13 protein-coding genes are annotated in these 13,114 nt (G+C 63.7%); 4 read left to right on the forward strand and 9 right to left on the reverse strand.

Annotated elements, in window-relative coordinates:
- Positions 1 to 24: 24 nt before the first annotated feature.
- From ABIE52_RS10740 to ABIE52_RS10750, 3 genes are read left to right on the forward strand one after another with little or no spacing between them, the layout of a single operon-like run.
- Positions 25 to 813 (forward strand): alpha/beta hydrolase, encoded by a 789-nt coding sequence (locus tag ABIE52_RS10740; protein WP_054187621.1) that lies wholly within the window; start codon positions 25 to 27, stop codon positions 811 to 813.
- A 10-nt stretch (positions 814 to 823) separates the two neighbouring features.
- Entirely contained in the window at positions 824 to 1,120 is a 297-nt protein-coding gene (locus ABIE52_RS10745) for an MGMT family protein (RefSeq protein WP_003942322.1), read from the forward strand.
- 50 nt (positions 1,121 to 1,170) lie between these two features.
- Positions 1,171 to 2,916 carry an NTP transferase domain-containing protein gene (locus ABIE52_RS10750; RefSeq protein ID WP_007731244.1) on the forward strand — a complete coding sequence of 582 codons (1,746 nt, stop codon included), beginning with the start codon at positions 1,171 to 1,173 and terminating at the stop codon, positions 2,914 to 2,916.
- 5 nt (positions 2,917 to 2,921) lie between these two features.
- Here the strand turns inward: ABIE52_RS10750 and ABIE52_RS10755 are convergent, their stop codons facing one another.
- Complete coding sequence (locus tag ABIE52_RS10755) at positions 2,922 to 3,266, reverse strand: hypothetical protein (protein ID WP_007731243.1); 345 nt, start codon at positions 3,264 to 3,266, stop codon at positions 2,922 to 2,924.
- Positions 3,263 to 3,841: a hypothetical protein gene (locus ABIE52_RS10760; RefSeq protein ID WP_042922177.1), complete on the reverse strand. Its 579-nt coding sequence runs from the start codon at positions 3,839 to 3,841 to the stop codon at positions 3,263 to 3,265. The genes ABIE52_RS10755 and ABIE52_RS10760 overlap by 4 nt, the downstream gene beginning before the upstream one ends.
- A gap of 89 nt (positions 3,842 to 3,930) precedes the next feature.
- Between ABIE52_RS10760 and ABIE52_RS10765 the strand changes: the two genes are divergently transcribed.
- Positions 3,931 to 4,698: an 8-oxoguanine DNA glycosylase OGG fold protein gene (locus ABIE52_RS10765; RefSeq protein ID WP_003942311.1), complete on the forward strand. Its 768-nt coding sequence runs from the start codon at positions 3,931 to 3,933 to the stop codon at positions 4,696 to 4,698.
- 19 nt (positions 4,699 to 4,717) lie between these two features.
- Here the strand turns inward: ABIE52_RS10765 and ABIE52_RS10770 are convergent, their stop codons facing one another.
- The 7 genes from ABIE52_RS10770 to ABIE52_RS10800 all read right to left on the reverse strand — a co-directional run bounded on the left by ABIE52_RS10770 (position 4,718) and on the right by ABIE52_RS10800 (position 13,034).
- Positions 4,718 to 5,365, reverse strand: coding sequence for a maleylpyruvate isomerase family mycothiol-dependent enzyme (locus ABIE52_RS10770; RefSeq protein ID WP_192712541.1), 648 nt, complete (start codon positions 5,363 to 5,365; stop codon positions 4,718 to 4,720).
- Positions 5,310 to 6,059, reverse strand: coding sequence for a sirohydrochlorin chelatase (locus ABIE52_RS10775; protein ID WP_166502929.1), 750 nt, complete (start codon positions 6,057 to 6,059; stop codon positions 5,310 to 5,312). Before ABIE52_RS10775 ends, ABIE52_RS10770 begins: the two co-directional genes overlap by 56 nt.
- Positions 6,046 to 7,206, reverse strand: coding sequence for a uroporphyrinogen-III synthase (locus ABIE52_RS10780; RefSeq protein WP_192712542.1), 1,161 nt, complete (start codon positions 7,204 to 7,206; stop codon positions 6,046 to 6,048). Before ABIE52_RS10780 ends, ABIE52_RS10775 begins: the two co-directional genes overlap by 14 nt.
- Positions 7,203 to 7,616, reverse strand: coding sequence for a nitrite reductase small subunit NirD (nirD, locus tag ABIE52_RS10785; protein ID WP_007731236.1), 414 nt, complete (start codon positions 7,614 to 7,616; stop codon positions 7,203 to 7,205). Before nirD ends, ABIE52_RS10780 begins: the two co-directional genes overlap by 4 nt.
- Before the next feature lie 90 nt (positions 7,617 to 7,706).
- Positions 7,707 to 10,208, reverse strand: coding sequence for a nitrite reductase large subunit NirB (gene nirB, locus ABIE52_RS10790; protein WP_050654902.1), 2,502 nt, complete (start codon positions 10,206 to 10,208; stop codon positions 7,707 to 7,709).
- Between the two features lie 49 nt (positions 10,209 to 10,257).
- Positions 10,258 to 11,658 (reverse strand): MFS transporter, encoded by a 1,401-nt coding sequence (locus ABIE52_RS10795; RefSeq protein ID WP_085989607.1) that lies wholly within the window; start codon positions 11,656 to 11,658, stop codon positions 10,258 to 10,260.
- A gap of 113 nt (positions 11,659 to 11,771) precedes the next feature.
- Complete coding sequence (locus ABIE52_RS10800) at positions 11,772 to 13,034, reverse strand: MFS transporter (RefSeq protein WP_019747810.1); 1,263 nt, start codon at positions 13,032 to 13,034, stop codon at positions 11,772 to 11,774.
- Positions 13,035 to 13,114 lie beyond the last annotated feature (80 nt).

Below are 13,114 nucleotides of genomic sequence, written 5' to 3' on the forward strand. Positions count from 1 at the left end.
ACTCACACATCGCCTGCATCCGGCATGATTGACCTCGTGTCTGCACTCCATACGTATCTCTACGGACCCGTCGGGGCACCGGAGATCCTTTCGCTGCACGGTCTGACCGGTCACGGCCGACGTTGGCAGTCGATGGCCGAAAACCAACTGCCCGAAGCGCGCTGGATCTCGCCGGATCTACGCGGTCACGGGCGTTCCACCTGGGCTCCTCCGTGGAACATCGAATCCCACGTGGCGAGCCTGCTGGAGACGCTCGACGAACATGCCACCGGACCGGTGGTGATCGTCGCGCATTCTTTCGGCGGAATGCTGGCGCTGCACCTCGCGGCCACCGCACCGGAACGCATTCGTGGGCTCGTCCTGCTCGACCCGGCGATCGGGTTGGATCCGACTTTCATGCAGGAAGTGGCCGAACTCACAATCGGCTCACCGGATTACACCGATGCGGCAGAGGCCTACTCCGAGAAGATTCACGGCTCGTGGGGTGAGGTTCCCACCCAGGACCTCGACGTCGAGATGGCGGAACACCTGATCGAACTGGACAACGGACGCGTCAACTGGCGCCTGTCCACGCCCGCGATCGTGACCGGGTGGGGCGAACTCGCTCGCCCGATCGTGCTGCCTCCGTCGTCGATGCCCACCGTGCTGGTTCAGGCGATGAAGGTCCAACCGCCGTACGTCACCGACGAGTTCCGGGCAGCGCTCACCGAGCACCTCGGTGAAAATCTGACCGGTGTCGAATTCGACTGTGACCACATGGTCCCGCACGTGCGGGCCGACGAAGTCGCCGCCCTCGTTCGCAGCATGCTCTGAAGGAACCGACATGGCAGCCACCACCGAAGAGCAGATCGAAGAGGTACGGCGCCTCATCGCGTCGATTCCGGCCGGTTTCGTGGCGACGTACGGCGATATCGCTGATGCTGCAGGACTTTCCAGTGCTCGCACGGTCGGTTGGATCATGCGAACGGACTCTGCCGACCTGCCGTGGCATCGGGTTCTCGGCGCCTCCGGCAAACCGTCGGCGCACCTGGCTCATCGTCAGATCGCCAAGCTCGAACTCGAAGGCGTGCCGATCAAGGACGGTCGGATCGACCTGAAGAAAGCTCGGTATCACTTCTGATTCACGTGTCACCGGTCGTCGTGACGCGGGCGATGGGGCAGCATGGAGGTATGACCGTCACGCCGCCGACCGCCGCCCTCATTCTGGCGGGTGGTCGCGGGACCCGAATGGGTGGTGTCGACAAACCCGGCCTGCTCGTTCACGGCCGCAGGCTCCTCGACATCGCGCTTTCAGCGACGGCGCATCTGGACGCCGTCGTCGTGGTCGGTCCACATCGCCCTGAACTTGATCCTGGCATCACTCAAACTCAGGAAACTCCGGCCGGAGCCGGCCCTGTCGAGGCGATCTGGGCCGGATTGTCTGCGACCCGGTTACCCGACGACGCCGTGGTGGTGGTCCTGGCGTCCGATCTGCCGCACATCGAGGCCGTATCAGTCGACGCTTTGATAGCTGCCACGTCGACGGACAGTCCGGTGACGTGTGCCGTGGACGAGAACAACCGAACCCAATTCCTGCTCTCCGCGTGGACATTTCGCGAGCTCCGGCAACGCCTGTCCACATTGCGGGAGAGTTCGGGGTTGGAGAATCAACCTATGAAAGCGATTGTCACCGAACCGTTCTCGACGCTGCGTGTCACTGGCACCACTGACTGCGACACACCGGCGGACATCGACCGCGCGCGAAACCATCCGCGCCTGACGATCGAGCAAGCCCGCGCCGCCGTCAGGAACTCACTGACAGCATTGTCACCACACCGGGCCGCCCTCGCCGACAGTCTCGGAGCAACGCTCGCGCAGCCTCTCGTCGCCCTGGGTGATCTTCCTCGATCCGATGTCTCGGCGATGGACGGGTACGCCGTCTCCGGCGAGGGTCCCTGGCGAATCCGCACCGAGATCCGTATCGCGGGCGCCGACGGGCAACTCGAACTCGGTGAAGGCGAAGCGATTCGCATTGCCACGGGAGCACACCTGCCCCTCGGCGCCACCTCGGTGATTCGTGACGAGTATCTGTCCGTCGACGAGCCATCTCGGATGGTACGGAGACTGCCGGATGCGCCGCACCGCAACGACGCTCGACCACGAGGGGAAGATTGGACCACCGGATTCACGATCGCCCCGACTGGTACCGCGGTGACTCCGGCGGTGGTCTCCGCAGCTGCCAGCGGTGAAGTGTTCGACGCCCTCGTCCGTGGTCCGGTACGGGCACGCGTGACAGTCACCGGCGACGAGATCCGGCGGACCGGTCCACTGCGTGAAGGTCAGACCCGCGACTCCGTCGGTGGGATTCTCCCCTACCTACTGGAAAGCAACGGCGTACGGTGCGTGGCGGATTCGCACCTGAGGGACACGGCCGACAGTTTCGAGCGTGTACTGGCGGATGCGACTGAACAGGACCTGCTTGTTGTCATTGGTGCCACGGGCGGCGGCGCTGCCGACGAAATGCGCAGTGCGCTCGATCGACTCGGCGCTCGCACGATTGTCGGGCGAGTCGCCTCGCGCCCGGGCGGATCTCAGATAACGGCTGTCCTGCCCAGTGGTCGGGTGGTTCTCGGCCTCCCCGGCAACCCGTACGCCGCAGTGACCACCCTGTTGACGATGCTGCCCACCGTCGTGGCCGCCTTGACGGGAAGCGACACACCACCGCGACTGCTCGGCATCATCGAGAACGCCGCTGCGGTGACTTCCGATGCGGTACGCCTACTGCCGGTCACACAATCCGCCGACGGTCGCTGGCGCGCCGAACCGTCTGTACGTACCGCACACCTGGCGGGGTTGATCGGGCGCTCCGCGTTTGCACTCGTTCCGCCACACGCGGAAGACGATGCCGTCGCCGAAGTGGTTGTCCTCCCACGCTGATCGGGTCAGTCGTTTGGGCGCCTACGCCGGTTGACCCCGACCACGCCGACCACTATCGCAAGCACCAGCGAATACACGCCCCACAGCACCAAGAACGGCAGCAGCCACCCGGCATCAACGGTCTGACCGCGCGGTCCGACGCAATACAGCGTGAAATTGGTGGACGTACCGTCGCCGTCGGAAAAGGTATCCGAGACGACCATCGCGCTCGATGTGGGAGCTTCACAGAAAATCGGCGCCAAATGAGCGACCTGTCCTGGCCAGATCACCGAAGACAGTAGTGCAGCAAAGATTCCCACGACCACGATCACCACTACGGAGATCAGCAACGGAGCGATACGGCGGCTCACAGCGGGTGCACCAGGAAGGGAGTTCCGTCAGGCTCGAAGACCACCAGCGCCCGCGAGCGTGGAGATTCCACCATCACGGATGCGCGAATCGCCTCGGTGCGACTGACCGAGATCCCGGTGACTTCGCCGTCGTCGACACCGCTGTTCTCCAGCGCGTCGTCGACCAACTTCTCGAGGTTCGTCAATGCCGGCACTTGATCCAGCGTGAACGATCGTGCATCGAGATCGTCGGTGACACTGACTTGCACGGGGCTCGGCTCGCCGAGAATGACTCCGTCGAAAGAGAATCTGTCGAGCTGGGTCGGCTTCCCGGGGTCTCGAACGGTGACTCCGAGCGTCTCGATCGGGCTGATGTCGATGCTGGTCACCGATACCGCGTCGACGCCGTATCTATGTGCGAGGCTGTCGAACCCGCCTCGCACCAACTCCGACGTCATCCCACCGCCACGTTCGCGCATCTGATTGTCGAAATCCATCCGATCGACGGCACCGATACATCCGCTCAGACTCGTGGCCGCCAAAGCGATGGCTACCGTCCACAGCGCCGACCGCACCTGCGAGGACGCGAATTTCATGAGCGGAGCGTACCGCGAGTGTCCGGTTCCATCCCGGTGGACTGCGCGTCGCACGAATTACTGTCGGCGACTCGTGGGATCATCGCGCCATGAATCGTGTCGACGAAGGATTCGAACCGCCGGACGCATTGGTCGAGTGGTGCCGCTCCCGCACCTTTCCACTGCACGTCCTCGACGACGAAGCCACCGTCGACCTGGATTGGTGGAACGCCCACCTGAAGGACGCCGGCCACACCATCAGCCTGCGCGGGCGTGATCTCGACGGCAAAGTGATCACCGAAGGCCGAGCCATCGTTCAACGCAACGACCTTCGCCCGTCGAGCGATCTCGTTGTCGCCCAGCACGACGGCCTCGGACTACTGTTTCTCTGCGCGGCCTGGCAGGGCTCGCACGAGAGCCGACGGTTCACACGGCGGTTCCCCAACGTCTTCAATCCCCATCACCGCGAGGACGAGGATCCGCTGACCCAGATCACAGCCATTCTCGATCACTGCTCGAAAAACAAGTCGATGCCCGTCGTCCGGCGCGACACCTGGTCCGGGTGGCCACTCACCCCCGGTGTCGGGGTATCGCTGATGGCCGCTTTCATGTGGGCAGTGGGCGTACAGGACGAAGGCCGACGCGCTCAGATGATCGACCAGTACGGAGTCTCGACGCTCATCCACGAGGGCTGGCTCGAGGATCCTTCCGTCACCGGCTTCACGACGCGTCGCTACCGCCGGTACTGCGAACTTCTCGACAGCTGGGCCTATGCCGCCGGCACCCAACCCGAGATCGTCGAGATGTGGTTGGTGAAAAGGTGGAGTGCGCGATTGGCCCAAGCACGCAACGACGTGAGCGCCCCCACCCTGTTCTAACTCTCAGAACGGCTGCATCTCAGAACGGCCAGGCAGGGAGAGTCGGCAGCCCCACCCTCGTCGGCCTCCCGACCAACCAGGCCAAGGTCTCCGCGTCGGACAGCGACGGCACTCGTACACCCGGGACCGCCGTCTCGAGTGCGCCCAACTGACTGGCGAGAGTGAATTCCACGAACTCGGCAGGCCAGTCGTGGCAGGTGTAACCGATGTCGAGGTCCATCAGGTGAATCTCGATCTCGTTCCAGCGCAGGATCGGTAGATCGAATGCCGTCACAGGTTTGCGCCACGGCACCGGTGTGTCCAGTCGATCTGTCGGGATCTCGCACAACGCGTCGACCAGCCTCGTTCCCGAGAAGCGGTAGTCGAGGGCCAACAATTCAGCCGGGCGATCTGCGCCCTCTTCGATTGCAGCATTGCGCGCATCCGGCCCCCCTGGATACATCTCCCCCGATTCGCCGCCCTGCACGCCGGCAACAAATCTGCCCAGCGCGTCGGCGTTGCGCGACATGTGCGTCACGACGTGTCCCCGACTCCACCCGAGGAGCCCGGAGGGCTCCCGCGCCTGCTCTTCGGTCAGTGCACCGATGAGAGCCTGTGCCTTGACGTCGGATTCACGAACTGCTGCGACCAGGTCGGCATACGTCGGCGTTACGGAGTGAGACGTCATGCAGCGATACTAGTTCCCTTCGCGCACTCTCATACCGATTCACGACAAGGTCCACCACTCCCGGATCGACGCCGAGCGGTTCGGTCACACCATCGGCTCCTGCAGCGTGCAACCTTTCGTGGAACAGCCCGTGCGCGAGGAGGTACGAGGCGACAAAAACTCGCTTCGCGCCGCGAACGCGTGCTGCTGCAACAACATCGGCTACCTTCGGCTCCCCGGTCGCGATGTACCCGATGTCGACACGAGTCCCCGCCGCCTCGGCAAGCATCAGCGCAGCACGCTCGACGTCTCGCAGCGCCCGCGCATCGGACGACCCGGCGGCAGCAAGCACTGTCGCGTCACCCGGATTCCACCCCGCTTCGGTCAAGCGCCGAAGCAACACGCGTGCAAGCGCCGGATCGGGTCCGAGTGCGGGCGTCACACTCACAGCCGAGTGCTCACTGAGCGTCACTTCGCGTCGAACATCGGTGTGAACGTGGTAGCCGGACGCCAGGAACGCCGGTACGAGAATCGCTCGCCCCGGAGTGTCCCGGAGGACTTCCGAAGGTGACGGACCGAGCACATCGACAAAGGCAACGCGCGTGCGTCCGACGCGCGTGCCGACGGCGTCGGCCAGTGCGGCAACCATTTCCACGCCACGTGCACTACGCGTGCCATGAGCTACCAGGACGAGGACATCGTCATCGCGTTGCATAGTCACCGGGATTCTGTACGTAGTCGCCGGGGTCGAGGGCAAGTCGATAGCCCCGCTTGACCACCGTCTGAACGGCTTTGGGCGCGCCGAGGCACGCGCGCAATCGGGCGACGGCGGTCTCGACGGCGTGGGTGTCCCCGCCGCCGCCGGGAAGAGAAGCCAGAAGTTCGTCGCGGGAGACGACTCGACCGGGACTCGCACCGAGAGTGCGGATCAACGACATCGCAGCCGGCGGCAATTGCTTCACTTCACCGTCCACGACTACGCAACCGCCGCGAATGCTGATTTCGTGTTCGCCGGCTTGAATCTTGTTGGCTCGCTGCGGGAGTTCGTCGACGATGTGTCTCGCGAGCGCGCCCAGACGTGCCCGCGCCGGGGCTGTGGTCGGTACATTCAAGGCTTCGAGCGGCGCCGAGGTGACCGGGCCGACGCACATTGCCGCCACCGGACCCCGCATCGCGTCGAGAATGTCGCCGAGATCCCCGGTCTTGTCGGCTCGCATCAACATCGAGGCTACGGCCGGTGCACTGGTGAAACTGACGGCGTCGATTCCGGCTGACACTATGGCGTCGATCATCCGGTCGAGCAGCGTCGGATCCTCCGGCGGTTCCCATCGATAGACGGGCACCGCGATGACCTCGGCGCCGGCCTCGCGCAACACCTGACAGAAGTCGGGAATCGGCTCCCACTCGGTGGTCGCACCATGCAGTTGTACAGCGATCCGCTTTCCCGAGACACCTTCTGCCAGAAGATGTTCGAGCACCTCGGCGGAAGACTCGGATGCCGGTGACCATTCCTCACGAAGGTCGGCCGCGCGGATTGCTCCCTTGGCCTTCGGTCCTCGCGCGAGTAGACGAGCCGAACCGAGCGCAGAACCGAGACTTTCGGCTTCGCCCCATCCGTCGGCGGCTTCCAGCCAACCCCGGAATCCGATCCCGGTGGTGGCGACAACCACCTCGGGAGGATCCGAGATGATCTGCTGTGTCACCCTTTCGAGCTCACGGTCGTCGGCCAACGGAATGATTCGAATCGCCGGAGCGTGAACGACATCCGCTCCCCGACGAGTCAGCAAGGTCGCGAACTCCTCGGCGCGGCGCGAAGCAGTGATACCTACCGTGAATCCAGCCAACGGCATGTCGTCACTCACGAGACTGCATCGGAGACAGTCGAGCGAACGCCCTGCATCTGCAAGCTGTGTACCTGAACGACTCCAGCCCACACGCGAACGCCGTACACCGGCAGCGCAACCGACAAGTCGTCCAGCGCCCGGCCGTCGACCAGCGAGAACGCCTGCTTGAGCAGTGGCGAGACCACGATCGGTTCACCGTCCCGGTCGCCGACGAGTCCGCGAGACATCACCGCGGCGCGGCCGTACGGATCGAAGTTGCTGACAGCCCGGAGTGTGCCGTCCTCGAGTAGGAACAGTGCCACCTGCTCGCCGCCGCGAAGAAGCACGGCAACTCCGCGTCCAGGGATCAGATGGCTCAGCGGGCAGGCCGACGTCCATTCGAGTCGATCCGAATCCAGCTTGGCGATCTGCGCATCGATGACACTCATCGAAGTCCTCCTGTCGATCCGGCGACAACGTCGCGCGGGTTCTTGTCTACGTTTCTACGGATCCCGTGTTTCCCACGGGTTACGCGACTATTACCGGCGCGTGGGGATGCTCGGCATGCCCATCAGGACCGGAACCTTGCGCACTCCGGTCTCGTCGAACACAACCGTCGGGTCGGCTTCTTCCGGTGCGTTGACGAACGAGACGAACCTCGACAATTTCTCCGGATCACCCAGCACACCGGCCCATTCGTCCTGGTAACCCTCGACGTGCTTGGCCATCAGTGCCTCGAGTTCCTCGCCGATACCCAGGCTGTCTTCACAAATCACGGCCTTGAGGTGATCGAGTCCGCCTTCGAGTGATTCGACCCACGGCGCCGTGCGCTGGAGGCGATCGGCAGTACGGATGTAGAACATGAGGTAGCGGTCGATGTACTTGACCAAGGTCGCGTCGTCGAGGCCTCCGGCAAGCAACTGAGCGTGTTTGGGCGACTGTCCGCCGTTACCGCCCACATACAGATTCCAACCGTTCTCCGTCGCGATGACGCCGACGTCCTTGCCTCGCGCTTCGGCACATTCACGGGCGCAACCCGAGACGCCGAACTTGATCTTGTGCGGCGAACGCAGACCGCGGTAGCGATTCTCGAGGTCGACGGCCATACCCACCGAATCCTGGACACCGTAGCGGCACCAACTCGAACCGACGCAACTCTTGACCGTCCGGAGGGACTTGCCGTACGCCTGACCCGATTCCATCCCGGCGTCGACGAGGCGCTTCCAGATCGCGGGCAACTGTTCGACGCGGGCACCGAACAAGTCGATGCGCTGACCGCCGGTCACCTTCGTGTACAAGCCGAAGTCTCGCGCCACTTCTCCGATGACGATGAGTTGCTCACCCGTGACCTCGCCGCCAGGCATCCGAGGTACCACGGAGTACGTACCGTTCTTCTGGATGTTCGCGAGGAAGTGATCGTTGGTGTCCTGCAACGACGCCTGCTGGCGGTGCAGGATGTGATCGGAGTCCGTCGATGCCAGAATCGAAGCGACTACGGGCTTGCAGATGTCGCAACCGGCGCCCTTGCCGTACTTGGCGATCAGCGCCGAGAAGGTTCTGGTCTGCGTCGACTGGACGATCTGGAACAACTCGGCCCGCGACTGCGCGAAATGTTCGCACAGTGCCTTCGACATCACGACGCCGGAATCGGCCAGCAGCTGCTTCACGGTGGGAAGGCAACCGCCACAAGTGGTTCCGGCGCTGGTGCACGCCTTCACCGAAGCGATGTCGCATGCGCCGGCTGCGATTGCACCGCAGATGGCTCCCTTCGTCACGGCGTTGCACGAGCACACCTCGGCGTCGTCGGGCAGCGAGCCTGCACCCGGCTTCTCCCCCGCAGGCGAGATCAATGTCGCCGGGTCACCGGGTAGTTCGCGACCGACCAGCGGGCGCAGCGACGCGTAGGCCGATGCGTCACCGACAAGAATGCCGCCGAGCAGGATCTTCGCGTCGTCGGAGACCACGAGCTTTGCGTACGTCCCCTTGGACGCGTCGCTGAGGACGACTTCGAGGGCGCCCGGTGAGGTCGCCATCGCGTCACCGAAACTGGCGACGTCGACGCCCATGAGCTTGAGCTTGGTGGACATGTCCGCGCCCGGGAAATCCGCGGCGCCGCCGAGCAGACGATCGGCCACGATCTCGGCCGTCGTGTAACCGGGAGCGACCAGACCGTAGCAACGGCCTTCCACCGCAGCACATTCGCCGACGGCATAGATGTTCTCGTCCGACGTCACGCAGCCGAGGTCGGTCAGAATGCCACCGCGCTCCCCCACTGCGATGCCGGCGTCGCGGGCCAGCTGATCACGCGGACGTACTCCGGCGGAGAAGACGAGCAGCGACGCGTCGATGGTGGAGCCGTCGGAGAGTTCGACCACGATTCCATTGTCGGCCTGCGAAATTCCCGCCGTCCCGACACCGGTGTGGACAGTGAGCCCGAGTTCGGTGACGAGGCGAGCGAGCAGTGCGCCACCACCCTCGTCGACCTGCATCGGCATCAATCGCGCATTGTGTTCGACGACGTGTGCCGTCATTCCCATGAGCGAGAGAGCATTTGCGGCCTCGAGTCCAAGCAAACCTCCGCCCACCACGACGCCGACAGCGCCAGGACCAGCCTTCTCGGCGGCGGCCCGGATACCGTCGAGGTCGTCGAGGGTGCGGTAGACAAAACATCCGTCGCCCTCGTGCCCCGGCACGGGTGGCACGAACGGATACGAACCGGTCGCCATCACCAGAGCGTCGTAGGAGATCGTCTCGCCGGTTGTCGTCGTGACCGTGCGTGCATCTTTGTCGATCGAGAGCGCGCCTTCCCCCACACGGAGGTCGACCAGGCTGTCGCCGTCGTAATCGTTGCCGGCCAGTGCCAATTCCTTGGGGTCCCACGCTCCGACGTACGAGGACAGCCCGACTCGGTCGTACGCTGCGTACTGCTCGTCGCAGAGTACGGTCACCGACCAGTTGTTCGCTTCGTCGCGCGAACGCAGTGCCTCGACGAATCGGTGTCCGACCATTCCGTGTCCGATGACAACAACCGACTTGCTCATGACGCCTACTTCCTGAGGTACGAGATAGTTCTGAGATTCTGCGGACCGCTCACGCCGTGACTGCGACCTTCGCCTCGTCGACGTCTGTGGTCAGCGTCGACGGCTTGCGCAGGAAGACGAACCAGGTGACTGCGATGCAGGCGATGTAGAAGGCCAGGAACACCCAGAAGGCCATGGTCGCCGACTTCGCGGGGCTGCTGTACGACGCGCGCAGCACCAGGTTGATGCCGACGCCGCCCAAACCGCCTACCGCACCGGCAAATCCGATGAGAGCGCCGGAGATACTGCGCGACCACGTTGCCTTCTCGCTTCGATCCATGTGGTCGAAGCTCTGGGCCTTCGCCTCGAAGATCGCCGGGATCATCTTGTAGACGGATCCGTTTCCGATGCCCGAGAGCAGGAACAGGGCGATGAAGCCGAGAACGAATGTCACCATGATTCCGGCGCTGGCGACGCCCGCGGTGTTGTCGTCCATCGTTCCGGCCGTCACGAGTATCGATGCCGCGAATGCCATGGCGACAAACGTCCACATGGTGATCTTGCCGCCGCCGATGCGGTCGGCCAGTTTGCCACCGAGCGGCCGGGCGATCGAACCGAGGAGTGGTCCGATGAAGGCGATCTGTGCTGCATGCAGCGCCGCCGCGGCCGGAGTGGCACCGCCGGCGAGGAAGTTGATCTGCAGAACCTGACCGAAGGCGAAGCTGAATCCGATGAAGGAACCGAACGTACCGATGTACAGGAAGCTGATCACCCACGACTCGGAGAACTTGAGTGCCTTGGCCATGGAGCGCAGGTCCGACTTCTGGTTGCCCAGGTTGTCCATGAACAGCGCGGCACCGACGGCGGCGGCCGCAATGAACACGAGATAGACGGCGCAGACGATCCACGGAGCGCGGTTACCGACGGTGGCGATCACCAGCAGACCGATCAGCTGAATCATCGGCACACCGATGTTGCCGCCGCCGGCATTGAGACCGAGCGCCCACCCCTTGAGGCGTTGCGGGTAGAAGGCATTGATGTTGGTCATCGACGACGCGAAGTTGCCGCCGCCGATACCTGCAGTGGCCGCTACCAACATGAACGTGGTGTACGACGCACCCGGGTTCATCATCAGGTAGAGCGTGAGAAGTGTTGGCACGAAGAGGAACAGCGCACTCATGACGGTCCAGTTACGACCGCCGAACCGTGCGGTGGCAACCGTGTAGGGAATGCGGAGGACCGACCCGACAAGTGTGGGCACTGCGACGAGGAAGAACTTTCCGGCCGCGTCGATGCCGTAGATATCCGTCGGCATGAACAACACCATCACGGACCAGATCGACCAGATCGAGAAGCCGACGTGTTCGGCTACCACTGACCAGATCAGGTTCCGCTTCGCGATGTCCTTGCCGCCGGATTCCCAGGCGTCGACGTCCTCTGCATCCCAATGCTCGATGTAATGACTCACCAGGGCCTCCTGAATATGTTGGAGACCCAAAGGTAGAAAATGGTTATTGCGCCGGTGCTGCGTGCGATGACCGCGAAGTCAATTGATCCTCACCCGGTAACAAGACCGGGTGTGAGCTAGTTTTTCGCAGGTGCGTGCCAGGAATCCTCGAGCATCCGAGGCTTGCATGCCTGGTAGGCGCCCAGGAGCACCACGATCACAGCGACGACGAGCAGGCCGAACGGCGCAGCGTATCCACCGGACACGTCGTGGAAAACGCCGAACAGGAGCGGACCGAGGCAGGCAACGGAGTAGCCGATGCCCTGGGTGAAGCCGGACAGTGCCGAGGAACCGATGTGCGAACGAGTACGCAGGTTGATCAGTGTGAGCGACATCGGGAACGTGCTCGGACCGAGGCCCAGGACGACAACCCACACGACCGGCGCCGCCATCGGGGCAAAGTACAGCCCGCCCATGCCGACCAGGTAGCAGACGGCACACGCGATCACGACAGGGAAGGGATTGGCCATGCGGGCGCACAGCGTCGGTGCACCGAAAGCTGCGACGAGCCCGATCACCGAGAACATTCCGACCATCGTTCCGCCGAAGGCGTCACTGGCTCCGGCGTCACGAAGGATCGAGGGAATCCACGTGAACATCGAATACGTGATCAGTGAGGTCATGCCGAACATGCCGGCCATCCCCCAGGCCACGGGAGAACGCCAGACCTGACCGCGTGGCTGTTCTGCCACTGCCGCAACCGAATCCGATGCATTCTCGACGGACCCGGCTTCGTTCGCGCGAGCCTTGCGCGAGCGAGCGAGGGTGATCAACCACGGCACTGCTGCGGCGAAGCCGAAGGCGGACCACCAGCCGATCGAGAACCGCCACCCGAAGGCGTCGGCGACCGGGACTGCGACGAACGCCGGAACGATGGTGCCGATCTGCACGGCCACGATGTAGACCGAACTCATGGTGGCGAGGCGATCCGAGAAGTACCGCTTGACCAACGGCGGGATCACGACATTGCCGATTCCCATGCCTGCCAGTGCCAGAGCCGAGAGGGCCAGCAACGACCATGTCTGAGACATCATGGCGCGCAACAACATTCCGACGCCGGCCATGAGCATCGCGACGAGGGCCGTTCGCTCGAGCCCGATACGTTTCGCGATGGCGGGAGTGATGAGACCGAAGATGGCGAACATTGCGGTCGGAACCATGCCGAAGACACCGACGATCGAGGCGGAGAAGCCGATCTCGTCGCGAATCTCGGCCGCCAAAGGCGAGAACGAGGTCACCGCAAGTCGAAGTACGAGCGCAGACATCGCAATCGCAGCGAAGACGAGCACACGGCCTTGTATCAACGAGCGGGTTTCGGTTCTCTCCAGTTGAGCAGTCACCGGCAAATCATAGGATGACCGGATGAACTCGCACAAGCGCGGTAATCTAACGTCACATTCACACCACTTACCCGGACCCG

Origin of the sequence: Rhodococcus sp. OAS809 (assembly GCF_040546695.1) — a bacterium.
Lineage (GTDB): Bacteria > Actinomycetota > Actinomycetes > Mycobacteriales > Mycobacteriaceae > Rhodococcus_F > Rhodococcus_F qingshengii.

What these genes read in the sequence shown, in the direction of transcription:
- ABIE52_RS10770 (WP_192712541.1), bottom strand. Translation starts at nt 5,365, where the DNA reads ATGACGTCTCACTCCGTAACGCCGACGTATGCCGACCTGGTCGCAGCA.
- ABIE52_RS10750 (WP_007731244.1), top strand. Translation starts at nt 1,171, where the DNA reads ATGACCGTCACGCCGCCGACCGCCGCCCTCATTCTGGCGGGTGGTCGC.
- ABIE52_RS10775 (WP_166502929.1), bottom strand. Translation starts at nt 6,059, where the DNA reads ATGCAACGCGATGACGATGTCCTCGTCCTGGTAGCTCATGGCACGCGT.
- nirD (WP_007731236.1), bottom strand. Translation starts at nt 7,616, where the DNA reads ATGAGTGTCATCGATGCGCAGATCGCCAAGCTGGATTCGGATCGACTC.
- ABIE52_RS10745 (WP_003942322.1), top strand. Translation starts at nt 824, where the DNA reads ATGGCAGCCACCACCGAAGAGCAGATCGAAGAGGTACGGCGCCTCATC.
- ABIE52_RS10740 (WP_054187621.1), top strand. Translation starts at nt 25, where the DNA reads ATGATTGACCTCGTGTCTGCACTCCATACGTATCTCTACGGACCCGTC.
- ABIE52_RS10765 (WP_003942311.1), top strand. Translation starts at nt 3,931, where the DNA reads ATGAATCGTGTCGACGAAGGATTCGAACCGCCGGACGCATTGGTCGAG.
- ABIE52_RS10760 (WP_042922177.1), bottom strand. Translation starts at nt 3,841, where the DNA reads ATGAAATTCGCGTCCTCGCAGGTGCGGTCGGCGCTGTGGACGGTAGCC.
- nirB (WP_050654902.1), bottom strand. Translation starts at nt 10,208, where the DNA reads ATGAGCAAGTCGGTTGTTGTCATCGGACACGGAATGGTCGGACACCGA.